Source organism: Paenibacillus sp. FSL R7-0163 (assembly GCF_037969975.1).
GTDB lineage: Bacteria > Bacillota > Bacilli > Paenibacillales > Paenibacillaceae > Paenibacillus_AQ > Paenibacillus_AQ odorifer.
In genome coordinates, this window is the sequence record NZ_CP150224.1 from 2485229 (window position 1) to 2498413 (window position 13185).

A 13185-nucleotide genomic window follows, 5' to 3' on the forward strand; every position below is an offset into this window, starting at 1 on the left:
TAGAGATGTAGGAGGAGTAATCGATGGGAACGTCGGCAACAGCAGTGCGTGAATCTTTTCAAACCGAAGACCTGAGTATTTTTTACGGAACATATGAGGCAGTAAAGGGGATAAGCCTTCCATTTGCTGAAAATACGGTTACTGCACTGATCGGCCCATCCGGCTGCGGTAAATCAACCTTTCTTCGTTCTTTGAACCGGATGAATGACGAAATTTCTGGCTCAAAAACAAAAGGAAGCATCTGGATTGATGGAGTGGATATTAATGCTCCGGGTACGGATGTGATTAAGCTGCGTCAGAAGATCGGGATGGTATGGCAAAAGCCAAATCCGTTCTATAAATCGATTTACGATAACATCGCTTTTGGACCTAAGTATCACGGCATTAAAGGCAAAAAGGCTCTTGATGAGATTGTTGAGAGCAGTCTTCGCAAAGCAGCATTGTGGGATGAGGTAAAGGATCGTTTAAAAGATTCAGCACTTGCACTTTCCGGTGGACAACAGCAGCGCCTTTGTATTGCTAGAGCGTTGTCGGTTAACCCGCAAATTCTGCTCTTGGACGAACCAGCATCAGCTCTAGACCCGGTCTCCACAGGTAAAGTAGAGGAGCTAATCAAGGAGTTGAAAGAAGAGCTTCGCATCGTTATTGTGACACATAATATGCAGCAGGCAGCTCGGATCTCTGATTATACCGCATACTTTTATCTAGGCTCCCTTGTCGAATATGATAAGACGGATAAAGTCTTTACCAATCCAGAGAATCAAATGACGCAAGAATATATCATGGGCCGATTCGGCTGAAGCTGTGAACATCGTTCTTTCGGGAACGGTGTTTTTTTGTGAATTCAAGAGTTGTGATTCGAATGGTTGCCTATTATTTGCAAAAGGCAGAAAGATGCTGTATCATTTGTGATAATGATTATCATTATTACTATATTAGGGAGTGGATCTTATGACGCAATCTCAACAGACTCAACAGAATAGTGTGGCCGAAATAATAAAAGAACGACGCTCGATTAAGCTTTTTAAAAAAGATCCACTTCCACAAGGCCTTTTAGAGGAATTATTAAATGTAGCGGTATGGGCACCGAATCATGGTGTGCGTGAGCCGTGGAGATTTATTGCTTTTCAAGGGGAAGGTTCGAAATTCCTAGCTGAATCTGCATTTGCTTTTGTAAAACGTGCTATAGCTGATCCAGAAGTGGCTGCTAAACGTAAAGAATATATCTCGAATATTCCATTAACAGTAATCGTAGTGATGCCTGAAGATCCTCGGCAAAGAGAGTGGGACGAGGATTTTGCAGCAGCGTCCGCACTAGTACAGAACTTCCAGCTCGCAGCTTGGGAACAAGGTGTAGGAACGATTTGGAAGACAGATCCATACATCAACAACCCTGAATTCCGCACTAAAATTGGTGTGAAGCCCGGCGAAAAAATTGTAGCCATGATCCATGCCGGATATCCGGAGACTGTACCTGACAGCCGTCCACGCACAGACGCTTCGGAGCTGCTGAAGATCGTAGACTTCTATCCAGAGAATGGCGTAGTGGAATAAGGAAAGTCGAAGGCATTCGTATATTAAAAGCGGAAAGATCATAAACATCGAAAAAGCGTCGAAATATCAAAAAGATCGAAATATCAAAAGCATCGAAAGATCAAAAGTATCCTTAGGGATGCTTTTTTTTGTTACTTTGACTAGCGATAGTAGGGTGATGGCTGATGGCTGCTGATCACTTGTCGCTGCCGGTTCCTCTGCTGATGTGGCTCAACCTTCTACTTACTTCTTAGTAATATCCTATTGACCTCCTAGTGGCTTCCTAGTGATATCCTAGTGACCTCTTGCGGGGCTTACTAGTGACCTTCTAGAGATCTCCTAGTGACCTTCTAGAGATCTCCTAGTGACCTTCTATGGGCTTCCTACTGATCTCCGCATCGGACTGTATTGCAGCTATTTGAGCTTTTTGAGTCATTTTGCCGAACTATCGGACCGCATAGCTCTTATTACCAAGTAACTGTGCAGAATTGGTGTGGTTTTGAGTAAATAGCTGCAACTGGGTCCGATAGCACGTCAATTAGCTGCAAATATACGAAATAAGGACTCCTCAGTCCGATGCAACGGCGAATAAGCGAACTAACCCCAAACTAACCTAAACTAACTAAAGAACCTCATGTTGGGGACTGTATTGCAGCTATTTGAGCTTTTTGAGTCATTTTGTAGAAGTATCGGACCCCATAGCTCTTATTACCTTGTAAAGGCGCAGAATTGGTGTGGTTTTGAGTAAATAGCTGCAATTGAGTCCGATAACCCGTAGAAAACACTCGAATTTGCATTATAAGGTCATCTGAGTCCGAACTATTGGCAAAAGTGTGCTTACATACTAGCCAAGGCGGCGAGTTAGGCATCGCAGCTGACTGGCTATGGACTCAGTTACAATCACTCTTCACCATTTGATCCAACGGTGGGGAGAAAGTATTTCCTGATGGAGAGGGAATGGAAAATGAAGTCTGGATCCTAAAATGACACGTCGATCCTAAAGTGAAATGTTGATCCCAATAAACAAATGTAATATATAATGTACATAATGACCGATATAGATTACAATGGTGGAAAATGGAATGCATCACAAACATTAAAGGGAGGTTATGGAGTGGGAGAGAACAAAAACATCAAGTTAAAGCTGGCAAGGATCCAAAAGAATCTTTCCCAAGAACAGTTAGCGGAAGTTGTAGGGGTTACACGGCAGACGATCGGCCTGATTGAAGCTGGTAACTATAACCCGACGATTAAGCTGTGCATAGCCATCTGCAAGGCGTTAGATACGTCATTAAACGATATTTTTTGGGAGGATTAGTTGTGAAAGGGCCAAAGATTAAAGACGAACGAATTATCACAGAAATTCAGAAGTTTAGTACGCACGGATTATTGATTGTGTTAGTGGGATTTATGATCAGCCTTTTGGTAAAAGTATTTATCCTGGAATGGGACATCAAATATTGGGTAGATACTTTTGGGATTATGCTGTTAGGTTGCTTGTATGTTACCGTTTGTTGTGTCAAAGATGGGATATACCTGCTGCCGAGTAAGGAAGGAGAACTCAGACGGTTTAAGAAGATTCATTTAATATCGGGTGTTATCAGCACGATTATTTGGGCCACGCTAACATTTTTGCTTGATTTTAGAGAAGCGGGAGAAGTGGATATTAGAAAAAATATATCGAGTACTCTCGTGGGGGCGGTTGTTTTTTTCATAGGGATCACTTGGGCGATGTGGTACATAATTAATAAATCCAACAAAAATGCTGACAAGAACATTGAGAGTTAAATATTAAAGATAACAATCTCTTGCAAAACTAATATCATTAGTTTATATTTAAGCTAATATCATTAGTTTATCGGAGGGGTAAGGATGAGAGTAACACGTGAAGGTCATTTATTGCAGTTGACTTGGATGCCAAATTTTTTTCCAGTGAATTGTTACATTATTGAGGAAAAGGATGGATTGACTTTAATAGATGCCGCTATGCCATTTAGTCTAAAAGGAATTATGGATACTGAAGCGAAGCTAAATAAGAAGCTTACACGCATAATCTTAACGCATGCGCATGATGATCATATTGGGGCACTGGATGGACTAAAAAAGCAACGTCCAGAGGCTCAGGTGTACATCTCTGAGCGAGATTCGGCATTACTACGTGGAGATCGTTCACTTCGGGAAGGAGAACCTCAGACCCCTATTAAGGGAGGCGTGCCGAAGAAGATAGCTACCAAGCCAGATGTCCTTCTCCACGAAGGGGATACCATTGGATCATTAACAGCGATTCACACTCCAGGACATACCCCCGGCTCTATGTCTTTCCTTGATTCACGCAGCGGTGCTGTAATCGTTGGGGATGCTCTTCAGACCTTCCGGGGAACTGCGGTGGCTGGAACCATCATCCCCCTGTTTCCTTTTCCAGCAATGGCTACATGGAATAAAGCTCAAGCTCTGAATAGTGCGATTAAGCTTCTAGAGTTATCTCCAGCTTTACTTGCTGTTGGTCACGGCAACTTACTGAAAGCGCCAAAGCAGGAGATGGAGAAAGCCATACGTAAGGCAGAAATGATTCAGGATAGGAGTAATTAAATGTCACCTAGAGCAGGATTAGATCGTCACACACTAGTGATTAGAGCAGCAGAAATTGCCGATGATGAAGGTATAGAGGCCGTTACCTTGGCTGCATTAGCAGGTAAACTAGGTGTTCGTTCCCCGTCATTATACAACCATATAAATGGACTGCAGGATTTGCGGACTGGGCTCGCCATTTACGGATTAGAGTTATTATTTACAAGCATGTCGAACGCAGCTGAAGGATTAAATGGAGATGCTGCTGTACACGCAATGGGCCGGGCATATGTGGATTTTGCTAGGAGTAGACCAGGTCTGTATGAGACTACACTACGAGCGCCTGAGCAGGAGAACACGGAGCTTGAAGCGGCTGGTGAGCATATTTTGCAGTTTATAATTCAGGTGATGAAGAGTTATCTATTAGGCGAAGAAGGAGAACTTCATGCCGTAAGGGGATTACGGAGTATCCTGCATGGATTCGCCTCATTGGAGCAAAAGGGTGGATTCGGTATGGCGCTCGATACTAACGAGAGTCTAACCCGCTTGATTAGCACTTTTATAACCGGAATTGGAAATATGAAATCTGATTAAATTAGATCTAGGAGATGATGAACAAATGGGTCAGGAATATGAACAAGGTAGTGTCACCACTTATGGTGAAACAGCAGAGGTTATTGCGAAATTGGGGATTTTACCGCTTGCTGCGCTCATCCCCGGGCACCCGTCTTTAAACGGCTTAACTAAGCCCGAGAATTGGCATACTGGAACAGATTTAGATCCGTGGTCATGGCGTGCGCAGTTTCCAGGTGAGGGCCTTGCAGGATACGGAAAGTTTATTAAGAAAAAGGCTATTTTGGTCTCAAGGGAGTGGTTCCCGGCATTTGTAGCAGCAGCAGGCAGTACCAAATCTATTGAAGAGCGGTATAAGGATGGGTTGGCTAGTAAAGAAGCTGTGACCTTGCTGCAGATTGTTCGTGAACATGAAGGTATTGATACACGTAAACTTCGGGCAGAGGCTGATATGAAGGCAAAAGAAAAGAAAACAGCCTTCGATAACGCGGTTACTGAGCTGCAAGGATCTTTAGATATGGTGATCTCAGGCATCAAGCAACGCCTGAATGATGAAGGTGAAGTAAATGGTTGGAGTAGTACCTCGTTCGAGACGGTCAGTCACTGGATGTCAGATAACGGTTTATCCGCTTTTGAAGGGGATAGAGAAGAGGCCATAGCTTGGATACAATCGAAGATGAACGGGGTATGGTCGCCTACAGCAATAGCTTGGACAAACAAAGCATTCTCATGGAATTAATAAAAACGGTTAATCACTACTCCATAGAGAGTGATTAACCGTAAGCGTTTTCCAATAAAGTTATATCCATCACATTAAGGTTCCAACATAGGCGCCAAGTAAGCAATCAGGAAATACAAGAATCCAAAAAGCAGCATAACATAGGCAGTGTATTTAATAGCATTAGATGCAACAATTCTTGAATCTACCGGTGGTTGAATTTCTAGCTGTTCTTCTTCGATGCTGTCAACTTCTTTGGATACTGGGTCTCTCAACATGATAATCCCCTCCTTGGAAATTCAATCCTTAATTGTATTGTGACATATTTGTGAACGAAAATCAACAATAGTGTGAACAAATATTGAACATTTATTCAAATTTGGGCATTTCACCACCTGAAATGTTATTGTTAAAACAAAAACAACCCGCTTACTCTCTAATTAGAGAGCTAAGCGGGTTGTTTGAAGTTGGTTCTATCTAGGATCTAACGGGTGTTGTTTAAGCCTTAAGCCCAATCCCCATTACGGAAGATAGGTACTGTTGTTCCATCATCGTTAATTCCGTCAATATTCATTTCAGGAGAGCCCATCATAAAGTCAACATGGGTATGGCTTTGATTCATTCCTTTTTCCAACAGCTGTTCCTTAGTCATCGTAATTCCTTCTTGAATTGTGAAGGCATAAGCTGCACCTAAAGCCAAATGACAGGAGGCATTCTCATCATACAACGTAGTGTAATAAAGAATACCGCTCTCAGAAATCGGAGAGTGGAAAGGTACCAAAGCAACTTCGCCAAGATAGGAAGAGCCTTCATCCAGCGCGATTAGTGATGCCAAAGTTTCAGCGCCTTCTTCAGCAGTAAAATCAATCACTTTACCGTTCTCAAAGGTCAGCGTGAAGTTATTGATTAGATTGCCGCCGTAGCTAAGTGGCTTAGTGCTGCTCACTTTACCATTAATACCAGACTTCAAAGGGGCAGTAAACACTTCTTCCGTAGGAATATTGGCTAAGAAAGGGACGCCCTTACCGTTCACAGCTCCTGCCTGACACCAGATGTGTCCTTCCGGCAACTCAATAGTTAAATCTGTACCAGGTGCTGTATAGTGCAGCTTGCGAAACTTACTTTCATTCAAGGAAGCGCAACGAGTTTTGAGTCCATCTAAATGGCGGCTCCATGCTTCAATAGGATCGTCCTGATCCGCACGTGTGGCTTTAAAGATGGCATCCCATAACAGTTCAACCTGCTGCTCGGATGGAGCATCAGGGAACACTTTTGCCGCCCAAGAGGCTGATGGGAAGGCAAGACCGCTCCAGCTCGCATGATTTCCCATTAAGTACTCACGATATGGCGCTAGGGTCTGCCCAGAGATACGCTGATTATCGGCAATTCTTCCAGGTTCAACGCCTTTTAAAAGATCCGGGTCAGCAGAGATAATGGTTAGAAATGCGGCTCCCTTTTTAGCAAGATCCTCTAATTCATCGGCTTGCCACTGCGGCGGCTCCAGGAAGGAATCGGATGGAGCAAGATCATATCGTGTACGTAATACAACTTCATCACTATAATTCACCTTTACAAGTCTCGCGCCGGCTTCATAGGCTTTACGAACCACAAGTCGCACAAGCTCTGCGGATACAATATCTGCATTCACAACGAGTGTCTGACCCGGTTGAATATTAACGCCAATCTTCACGGCCAGCAATGCGTAATTCTCCAGCTTTTGCTTGAAATCCAACATAGTTTCTATTCCTCCCAATATCCTGTATCTCTTGTGTGCTTAAATTAGAACGCCCAGTTTCCATTCAGGAAGACAGGTTCTTCAGTTCCATCAGCAGTTATCCCGTAAATGTTCATCTCAGCTGACCCGATCATGAAATCCACATGGGTTACACTATTGTTGAGGCCATGCTCAATTAACTGCTCTGGATTCATATCTTTACCGCCTTCTAAACAGAAGGCATAAGCCATACCTATAGCAAGGTGATTAGAAGCATTTTCGTCAAACAATGTGTTGTAATAAAGAATGTTGGATTCAGAAATAGGGGATTTATGAGGAACCAAGGCAACTTCCCCTAAGTATTTCGCTCCTTCATCCATACTAATGAGGTGCTCTAGCGCTTCTTGACCTTGCTCAGCAGTAACACTTACAATACGGCCGTTCTCAAAGCTAATAGAGAAGCCATCGATGATGTTGCCGCCATGACTAAGTGGCTTTGTGCTTCTTACAGTGCCATTAACACCAGTTTTTAGTGGTGCAGTGAAGACTTCTTCGGTAGGCATATTGGCTACAAAAGAATGACCTTTTGCATTAATGCTGTCTCCTTGTGCCCAGATATGGCCTTCAGGAAGCTCGATGCTAAGGTCAGTGCCAGGTGCTATGTAATGCAGCTTTTTATATTTTTTTGCATTGAGTACATTTGCTTTTTGTTCTAAGGTGTCGAGATGCTCCTGCCATGCAGCTACTGGATCTTCACGGTCAAGACGCACGGTGTGGAAAATGGCTTCCCAGAGTTTATCTACACGTTCTTCGGCTGGAACCTCAGGGAACACTTTATCCGCCCAAGCTTGACAAGGAACAGCTACAATACTCCAGCTAACTTTGTCGGACATTTGCATTTCACGATATTTGGTGAGGGCAGCTCCACGTACTTTTTGAAAATTGGAGATACGTACTGGATCAATACCTTTAAGTGCATCAGGATCTTCAGCGATCACGTTAAGGATAGCCGCACCTTTTTCGGCGAATTCAGTCATTTCACCTGCGTACCAAGTAGGAGGCTGAGTGAATACCTCTGGCGCAGCGTGTTCAAACTGTTGGCGTGTAATGCTCGCATCACTCCAGTTCACCTTAACTAAACTTGCTCCGATGGCATATGCCTTAGCGGTAATTAGACGTACGAAATCAGCGGCAAGAATCGGTGCATTCACCACTAGAATTTGCCCGGGTTGAACATTAACACCTATTTGTACAGCTAAATCTGCATATTTACTAAGCTTAGCCTGAAAATCAGTCATTGTAATTTCCTCCATTTACTAATAGTTTAGTACTTTACAAGCATTGTACTAAATTATTAACCGCCGGATGAAAAAAGTCAATTACGTGGAATTTACAGAGCAAAGAGAAGGAATTACAATCATTTCAATGATATACTGAAAGGGTAGCTGATTTGATGATAGGAAGGAAGATAAGTGGATGAATTTAGAGATCGTAAGTGCTGAAATGAGCCGTAAAGAAGATAAAAGTTATGTAGGGAGGACTGTATTCACTCTCGAAAATCATAAGGCTCCATATGAAATTACTTTCTTCAGTACAAGAGGAACGGAATGGGATTACAGTCTAAGCTTTGCGGGTGAGCCTGGGAGCGAGGAACAGTTCTTAGAAACGGATGCATTGCTGGAGAATGACGATGATGTGTACAATCAGTTGCTGGATGCGGCACTTGATCAACAAGAAATCGTGGAAGAATAATACTATTATTGATATGACGCCAGCGGCATTATCTGGTAGCCGCTGGCCATATCATGACTATCCAATCGTTATCTTACCTTCTGGGTAACGATACAGTTCTTTACTACCTTTTGGTTTCAAAGCATAAGCAAGTGTAAGTGGTCCGGTCCGGCCCATAAACATCAGGATAATCACTAGAACCTTTCCTGCCGTAGTCAGTTCCGGAGTAAGGCCCATAGATAAGCCTGAGGTTCCAAAAGCAGATACAGCTTCAAAAAGTACAGTTAGAAATTCAGCGCTCTCGGTCAAGGATAATAACATCGTAGCGATGACAAGCAGCATAAGAGACATTAATGTGATGGTAAGGGCTCTATATACATTTTCTTTAGCGATCCGGTGGCGAAACATTACAATATCTTCTTTCCCCCGTAATCGTGCAGCTACCGCAGTAACCAGTACGGCGAATGTAGTGATCTTAATTCCTCCACCCGTCGACCCAGGTGCAGCACCGATAAACATCAATAGAATCATCAGAAATTGTGTGGATTGCCGTAAAAGTGGAACTTCAATGGTGGTGACACCACCAGATCGCGGAGTTACCGCTTGTAAAAAGGTCGCCCAAAACTTTCCGCTTGCACTCAAGGGCTTCAGCGTAGAATTATACTCCAGTAGGAAAAACAGCCCCGCACCAATAATAATCAATATAAGAGAAGTCCAAAGAACAACCTTTGAATGAAGAGTGAGTCTTCTGCGTTTAGGAAAGTCCATAAGATCAGACAGAACGATAAAACCAATCCCTCCAAGAAATATAAGGCTCATTGAGGTGAAGTTAACAATGGGATCATTTACAAAACGAGTAAGTCCGCTAAAAGGCCCATGAATATCACCGAAGAGATCAAAGCCTGCATTATTAAAGATAGATATACTGTGAAAAATCCCATAATATGCTGCTTTCCCAAAGGGCATATCCATCATAAACCTTCCAGCAAACAACACGGCACCCGACAGCTGAATAACAAGAGAATAGATCAGGACCCTACGGATTAAGAGTACAATTCCCTGCATCGAATTTTGGTTCATAGATTCTTGCAAAAGGATTCGCTCTTTCAAGGATATCCGTTTATTAAGGACCAAGGTAATCAAAGTAGCCATCGTTACAAAGCCTAATCCTCCGATTTGAAATAAAATGAGTAGAACAACTTGTCCGAAGGTAGTTAGCTGAGTTCCCGTATCAATGACTGCAAGACCTGTAACACATGTGGCTGAAGTCGCCATAAACAAGGCATCGATAAAGGATATTTGTCCGGATGTTGAGGAGACCGGGAGACTAAGCAGAAAAGTCCCGGCAGTGATAAGGATTAAGAATCCTAGTGATAAAACTTTGGGCGGGGTCATTTTAAAACCACCGAAGTTCAGGTTAGCCAATGTAATTCTCCTGACGTACGTGATATTGGAGTAATGCTCACAGAATTATAACACAACTTACCAGCCCTTCCCTAAATGGAGGGAGGTAATTGACATATTTTATCGAATTATTCTAGAATAACACCCTATCCGTCAACTTTAAAGAGGAGGCTTTCTTAATGATGATAAGTCCGATTCTGAATCAGATTGGTGCTGTTTTTATTCCGGTAAAGGATATTGAGAAATCTAAACAATGGTATTGCCAATTGCTTGGACTGCCACTAGATGGAGAGGTATTATTCGGCCATTTATATGTAGTCCCTATGCAGGGACCGGGCATCGTTTTGGACAGTAAGATTTACACCGCTGAATCTGTTCTAAACATCCCTTCGTTTCATCTAAACACCGAGGACATTGATGCTGCTTATGATTATGTAAAGGCCAACGGAGGAGAGATTCTGACGGATATCGAACATGATCATTGGTTTAATTTTAAAGATCCCGATGGAAATGTGATTATGGTCTGTCGTTGTTAAGCGTTATATAGAAGGGAGTAGACGAATGATAAGAGAAGCTGTGCCCAAAGACGCTATCAATATTGAAGAACTATACCGGATTTTGCTGCCTGAGCATCCAGCTATTCATGTATCCCCTGAGCGACTGAAGCAGATAGCAGATCATCCGGATAGTTTTCTTTATGTGTACGAAGAACAAGGAATAATTGTCGGGTCGTTACATCTTCATTTTTGTATGGATGCTTTGTGTGACGATAGGCCCTTTGCTGTTATAGAAAGAGTTATTGTGGCTGAAAAAGTACGAGGAAAAGGGTATGGCGCAATGCTAATGAGACATGCCGAGAATGTAGCAATCTCCAAGGGAGCCCTTAAGATTATGTTAGCAAGTGCTGCAAAGAGAGAAGAAGCGCATCGTTTTTACGAGCATCTAGGTTATGATGGCAGCTCCAGCAAGTTGTTCAAGAAGTATTTATAGTTATTTACGATTGGAAGTGATGATATGATGGTTACACTTAGAGAACTGGTGCCGGAGGATGCAGGTGAATTGCTTCGACTTCAGCATCAGTTAGACCAGGAGTCCAAATTTATGTTATTGGAACCGGATGAAAGACAAGCTAGTCTTTGTCAGGTCAAAGAAATGCTCGAAAGCTTTCTGGTAGCAGAAACTTCAATTCTTATAGGGGCAGAGGTTGACAATCATTTGGCAGGTTACTTGTCTGTTAGAGGTGGAAGTGTTAGACGTAATAGACATAGCGCGTACATAGTGATTGGGATTCAGAAACAATATCAGGGGAATGGGATTGGAGCTGGCCTGTTCCGTGAGATGGACATCTGGGCTATGAACAATGGGATTGTTCGTCTTGAGTTATCCGTCATGACCCATAATCAAGCTGCTTTGGCGCTATATATCAAGAACGGGTTTGAAATCGAAGGGACGAAGCGGAAATCTCTTATTATCGATGGTGAGTGGGTGGACGAATATTATATGAGCAAAATTCTCCCAAAAGAAAAAAGGATAGAGGATCAGATTTAATCTGATGACCCTATCCTTTTTTTTATGAATAAAGGTTATGATTTCGTAATTTATGATGATTCAGTGTTGCTTGATTGTTCGATAACAACTTCAACCTTGCGGACACGGTATCTGTTCATCTCGCGGATGGTCAATGTTACATGGTCACGAACAATACTTTTGCCAATGGCTGGATCGGTAATATGACTGTATACCCAACCTCCAACTGTGGTCACTTCTTCATCTTCGAAATCAAGCCCTGTAAGATCCTTGACCTCTAACAGAGATACCTTACCATCGAATAGATAGTTAGTATCGCTTATTTTTTCGACTTCTCTGCGTTCATCACCGTCAAACTCGTCACGGATTTCACCAACGATTTCTTCCAAAATATCTTCAATCGTGATGAGACCGGATGTTCCACCATATTCATCAAGCAGCAAGGCAATATGCACACGCTCCAACTGCATACGAGTTAGAAGATTCTTGACTGGTGTCACCTCAGATACTGTCAGTACGGGTTGAATTAAGCTGTGGAAATCAAAATCAGGATTGTTATCATACTGCAAATAGAGCTGTTTCGTGTTGATCATTCCGATAATATTATCCTTGCTGCCTTGTGCCACAGGGAAACGAGTATATTGCTCCTTGCGGATAATTTCGAAATTTTCTTTCAACGAATGATTGGTAAAAAGACATACCATATCGGTTCGCGGAACCATGATTTCTTTGGCGAGCATCTCATCAAAAGTAAAGATTCGGTTAACATAGCCATATTCGGCTTTATTGATTTTCCCACTTTCGTAACTCTCGGACAAGATCAAACGAATCTCATCTTCACTATGCGCGTCTCCATGCTCACTAGCTGGTTTCATCCCAAAAAGTCGAACAAGCATATTAGCGGAACCGTTCATGAACCAAATGAGAGGGTACAAAATTCTGTAGAACCAAATAATCAGCGGTGAAGTAATTTGACCGATTTTTTCCGGAATGTTTATAGCTGCCGTCTTCGGAGCAAGTTCTCCGACAACGACGTGTAAGAATGTTGCAATGATGAATGCGAGTAAAAACGCAAGAGGGTGACTCACACTAGAACTGATATTGGCCCAGTCGAAAATAGGAAGCAATAACTGTTCGAATGCAGGCTCTGCCAGTGCACCAATACCCAGCGCAGTGATAGTAATCCCGAGCTGACAAGCGGATAAATAGCCATCGAGATTAGCGGATACCTTCTGAACTGCTAAGGCATTCTTCTTTCCGTCAAGCACCATTTGACTGATCTGGCTACCTCTAAGTCTCACCAATGCAAATTCTGTTGCTACAAAAAAAGCGGTTAAAATAATCAAAATAACCACCAACGTCAAACTAAGTCCTATACCCATATAATCTTTACCATCCCTTTCGTTCCTAAAATAGG

16 protein-coding genes are annotated in these 13185 nt (G+C 42.7%); 11 read left to right on the forward strand and 5 right to left on the reverse strand.

Features of this window, described 5'->3' with window-relative positions:
- Window positions 1–23 precede the first annotated feature (23 nt).
- The 7 genes from pstB to NST45_RS11080 all read left to right on the forward strand — a co-directional run bounded on the left by pstB (window position 24) and on the right by NST45_RS11080 (window position 5413).
- The gene (gene pstB, locus NST45_RS11050; RefSeq protein WP_036687516.1) at window positions 24–800 is read left to right on the forward strand and encodes a phosphate ABC transporter ATP-binding protein PstB; all 777 of its coding nucleotides are present in this window, start codon (window positions 24–26) and stop codon (window positions 798–800) included.
- Window positions 801–951: 151 nt separating this feature from the next.
- Complete coding sequence (locus NST45_RS11055) at window positions 952–1554, forward strand: nitroreductase (RefSeq protein WP_076099095.1); 603 nt, start codon at window positions 952–954, stop codon at window positions 1552–1554.
- Between the two features lie 1093 nt (window positions 1555–2647).
- Window positions 2648–2851, forward strand: a complete 204-nt coding sequence (locus tag NST45_RS11060) for a helix-turn-helix transcriptional regulator (protein ID WP_036676881.1) — start codon at window positions 2648–2650, stop codon at window positions 2849–2851.
- Between the two features lie 2 nt (window positions 2852–2853).
- Window positions 2854–3321 (forward strand): DUF6773 family protein, encoded by a 468-nt coding sequence (locus NST45_RS11065; protein WP_076099096.1) that lies wholly within the window; start codon window positions 2854–2856, stop codon window positions 3319–3321.
- 84 nt (window positions 3322–3405) lie between these two features.
- Entirely contained in the window at window positions 3406–4122 is a 717-nt protein-coding gene (locus NST45_RS11070; protein ID WP_076099097.1) for an MBL fold metallo-hydrolase, read from the forward strand.
- The gene (locus tag NST45_RS11075; protein ID WP_038571406.1) at window positions 4123–4695 is read left to right on the forward strand and encodes a TetR/AcrR family transcriptional regulator; all 573 of its coding nucleotides are present in this window, start codon (window positions 4123–4125) and stop codon (window positions 4693–4695) included.
- A gap of 25 nt (window positions 4696–4720) precedes the next feature.
- Entirely contained in the window at window positions 4721–5413 is a 693-nt protein-coding gene (locus NST45_RS11080) for a hypothetical protein (RefSeq protein ID WP_036676892.1), read from the forward strand.
- A gap of 74 nt (window positions 5414–5487) precedes the next feature.
- Here the strand turns inward: NST45_RS11080 and NST45_RS11085 are convergent, their stop codons facing one another.
- The 3 genes from NST45_RS11085 to NST45_RS11095 all read right to left on the reverse strand — a co-directional run bounded on the left by NST45_RS11085 (window position 5488) and on the right by NST45_RS11095 (window position 8404).
- Window positions 5488–5670: a hypothetical protein gene (locus tag NST45_RS11085; protein ID WP_036676895.1), complete on the reverse strand. Its 183-nt coding sequence runs from the start codon at window positions 5668–5670 to the stop codon at window positions 5488–5490.
- A gap of 227 nt (window positions 5671–5897) precedes the next feature.
- Window positions 5898–7127: an aminopeptidase gene (locus tag NST45_RS11090; protein ID WP_076099098.1), complete on the reverse strand. Its 1230-nt coding sequence runs from the start codon at window positions 7125–7127 to the stop codon at window positions 5898–5900.
- Window positions 7128–7171: 44 nt separating this feature from the next.
- Window positions 7172–8404, reverse strand: coding sequence for an aminopeptidase (locus tag NST45_RS11095; protein WP_038571402.1), 1233 nt, complete (start codon window positions 8402–8404; stop codon window positions 7172–7174).
- A gap of 178 nt (window positions 8405–8582) precedes the next feature.
- Here NST45_RS11095 and NST45_RS11100 point away from each other — a divergent pair, with 178 nt between their 5' ends.
- The gene (locus tag NST45_RS11100; RefSeq protein WP_038571400.1) at window positions 8583–8858 is read left to right on the forward strand and encodes a hypothetical protein; all 276 of its coding nucleotides are present in this window, start codon (window positions 8583–8585) and stop codon (window positions 8856–8858) included.
- A 57-nt stretch (window positions 8859–8915) separates the two neighbouring features.
- Here the strand turns inward: NST45_RS11100 and NST45_RS11105 are convergent, their stop codons facing one another.
- The gene (locus NST45_RS11105; RefSeq protein WP_036677378.1) at window positions 8916–10232 is read right to left on the reverse strand and encodes a TrkH family potassium uptake protein; all 1317 of its coding nucleotides are present in this window, start codon (window positions 10230–10232) and stop codon (window positions 8916–8918) included.
- 191 nt (window positions 10233–10423) lie between these two features.
- On the opposite strand from NST45_RS11105, the gene NST45_RS11110 reads away from it, so the two are divergent.
- Genes NST45_RS11110 through NST45_RS11120 form a run of 3 tightly spaced genes read left to right on the forward strand, consistent with a single transcriptional unit; the run spans window position 10424 to window position 11789 of the window.
- Window positions 10424–10777: a VOC family protein gene (locus NST45_RS11110; protein ID WP_036677380.1), complete on the forward strand. Its 354-nt coding sequence runs from the start codon at window positions 10424–10426 to the stop codon at window positions 10775–10777.
- A gap of 25 nt (window positions 10778–10802) precedes the next feature.
- On the forward strand, window positions 10803–11231 hold the full coding sequence (locus NST45_RS11115; protein ID WP_038571397.1) for a GNAT family N-acetyltransferase: 429 nt from the start codon (window positions 10803–10805) through the stop codon (window positions 11229–11231).
- 24 nt (window positions 11232–11255) lie between these two features.
- Complete coding sequence (locus NST45_RS11120; protein WP_339825593.1) at window positions 11256–11789, forward strand: GNAT family N-acetyltransferase; 534 nt, start codon at window positions 11256–11258, stop codon at window positions 11787–11789.
- Between the two features lie 50 nt (window positions 11790–11839).
- Here the strand turns inward: NST45_RS11120 and NST45_RS11125 are convergent, their stop codons facing one another.
- Entirely contained in the window at window positions 11840–13150 is a 1311-nt protein-coding gene (locus tag NST45_RS11125) for a hemolysin family protein (RefSeq protein WP_036676912.1), read from the reverse strand.
- Window positions 13151–13185 lie beyond the last annotated feature (35 nt).

Coding starts and splice junctions, on each gene's coding strand:
- pstB (WP_036687516.1), top strand. CDS start 24: ATGGGAACGTCGGCAACAGCAGTGCGTGAATCTTTTCAAACCGAAGAC.
- NST45_RS11055 (WP_076099095.1), top strand. CDS start 952: ATGACGCAATCTCAACAGACTCAACAGAATAGTGTGGCCGAAATAATA.
- NST45_RS11070 (WP_076099097.1), top strand. CDS start 3,406: ATGAGAGTAACACGTGAAGGTCATTTATTGCAGTTGACTTGGATGCCA.
- NST45_RS11075 (WP_038571406.1), top strand. CDS start 4,123: ATGTCACCTAGAGCAGGATTAGATCGTCACACACTAGTGATTAGAGCA.
- NST45_RS11080 (WP_036676892.1), top strand. CDS start 4,721: ATGGGTCAGGAATATGAACAAGGTAGTGTCACCACTTATGGTGAAACA.
- NST45_RS11085 (WP_036676895.1), bottom strand. CDS start 5,670: ATGTTGAGAGACCCAGTATCCAAAGAAGTTGACAGCATCGAAGAAGAA.
- NST45_RS11090 (WP_076099098.1), bottom strand. CDS start 7,127: ATGTTGGATTTCAAGCAAAAGCTGGAGAATTACGCATTGCTGGCCGTG.
- NST45_RS11095 (WP_038571402.1), bottom strand. CDS start 8,404: ATGACTGATTTTCAGGCTAAGCTTAGTAAATATGCAGATTTAGCTGTA.
- NST45_RS11100 (WP_038571400.1), top strand. CDS start 8,583: ATGAATTTAGAGATCGTAAGTGCTGAAATGAGCCGTAAAGAAGATAAA.
- NST45_RS11105 (WP_036677378.1), bottom strand. CDS start 10,232: ATGACCCCGCCCAAAGTTTTATCACTAGGATTCTTAATCCTTATCACT.
- NST45_RS11110 (WP_036677380.1), top strand. CDS start 10,424: ATGATAAGTCCGATTCTGAATCAGATTGGTGCTGTTTTTATTCCGGTA.
- NST45_RS11115 (WP_038571397.1), top strand. CDS start 10,803: ATGATAAGAGAAGCTGTGCCCAAAGACGCTATCAATATTGAAGAACTA.
- NST45_RS11120 (WP_339825593.1), top strand. CDS start 11,256: ATGATGGTTACACTTAGAGAACTGGTGCCGGAGGATGCAGGTGAATTG.
- NST45_RS11125 (WP_036676912.1), bottom strand. CDS start 13,150: ATGGGTATAGGACTTAGTTTGACGTTGGTGGTTATTTTGATTATTTTA.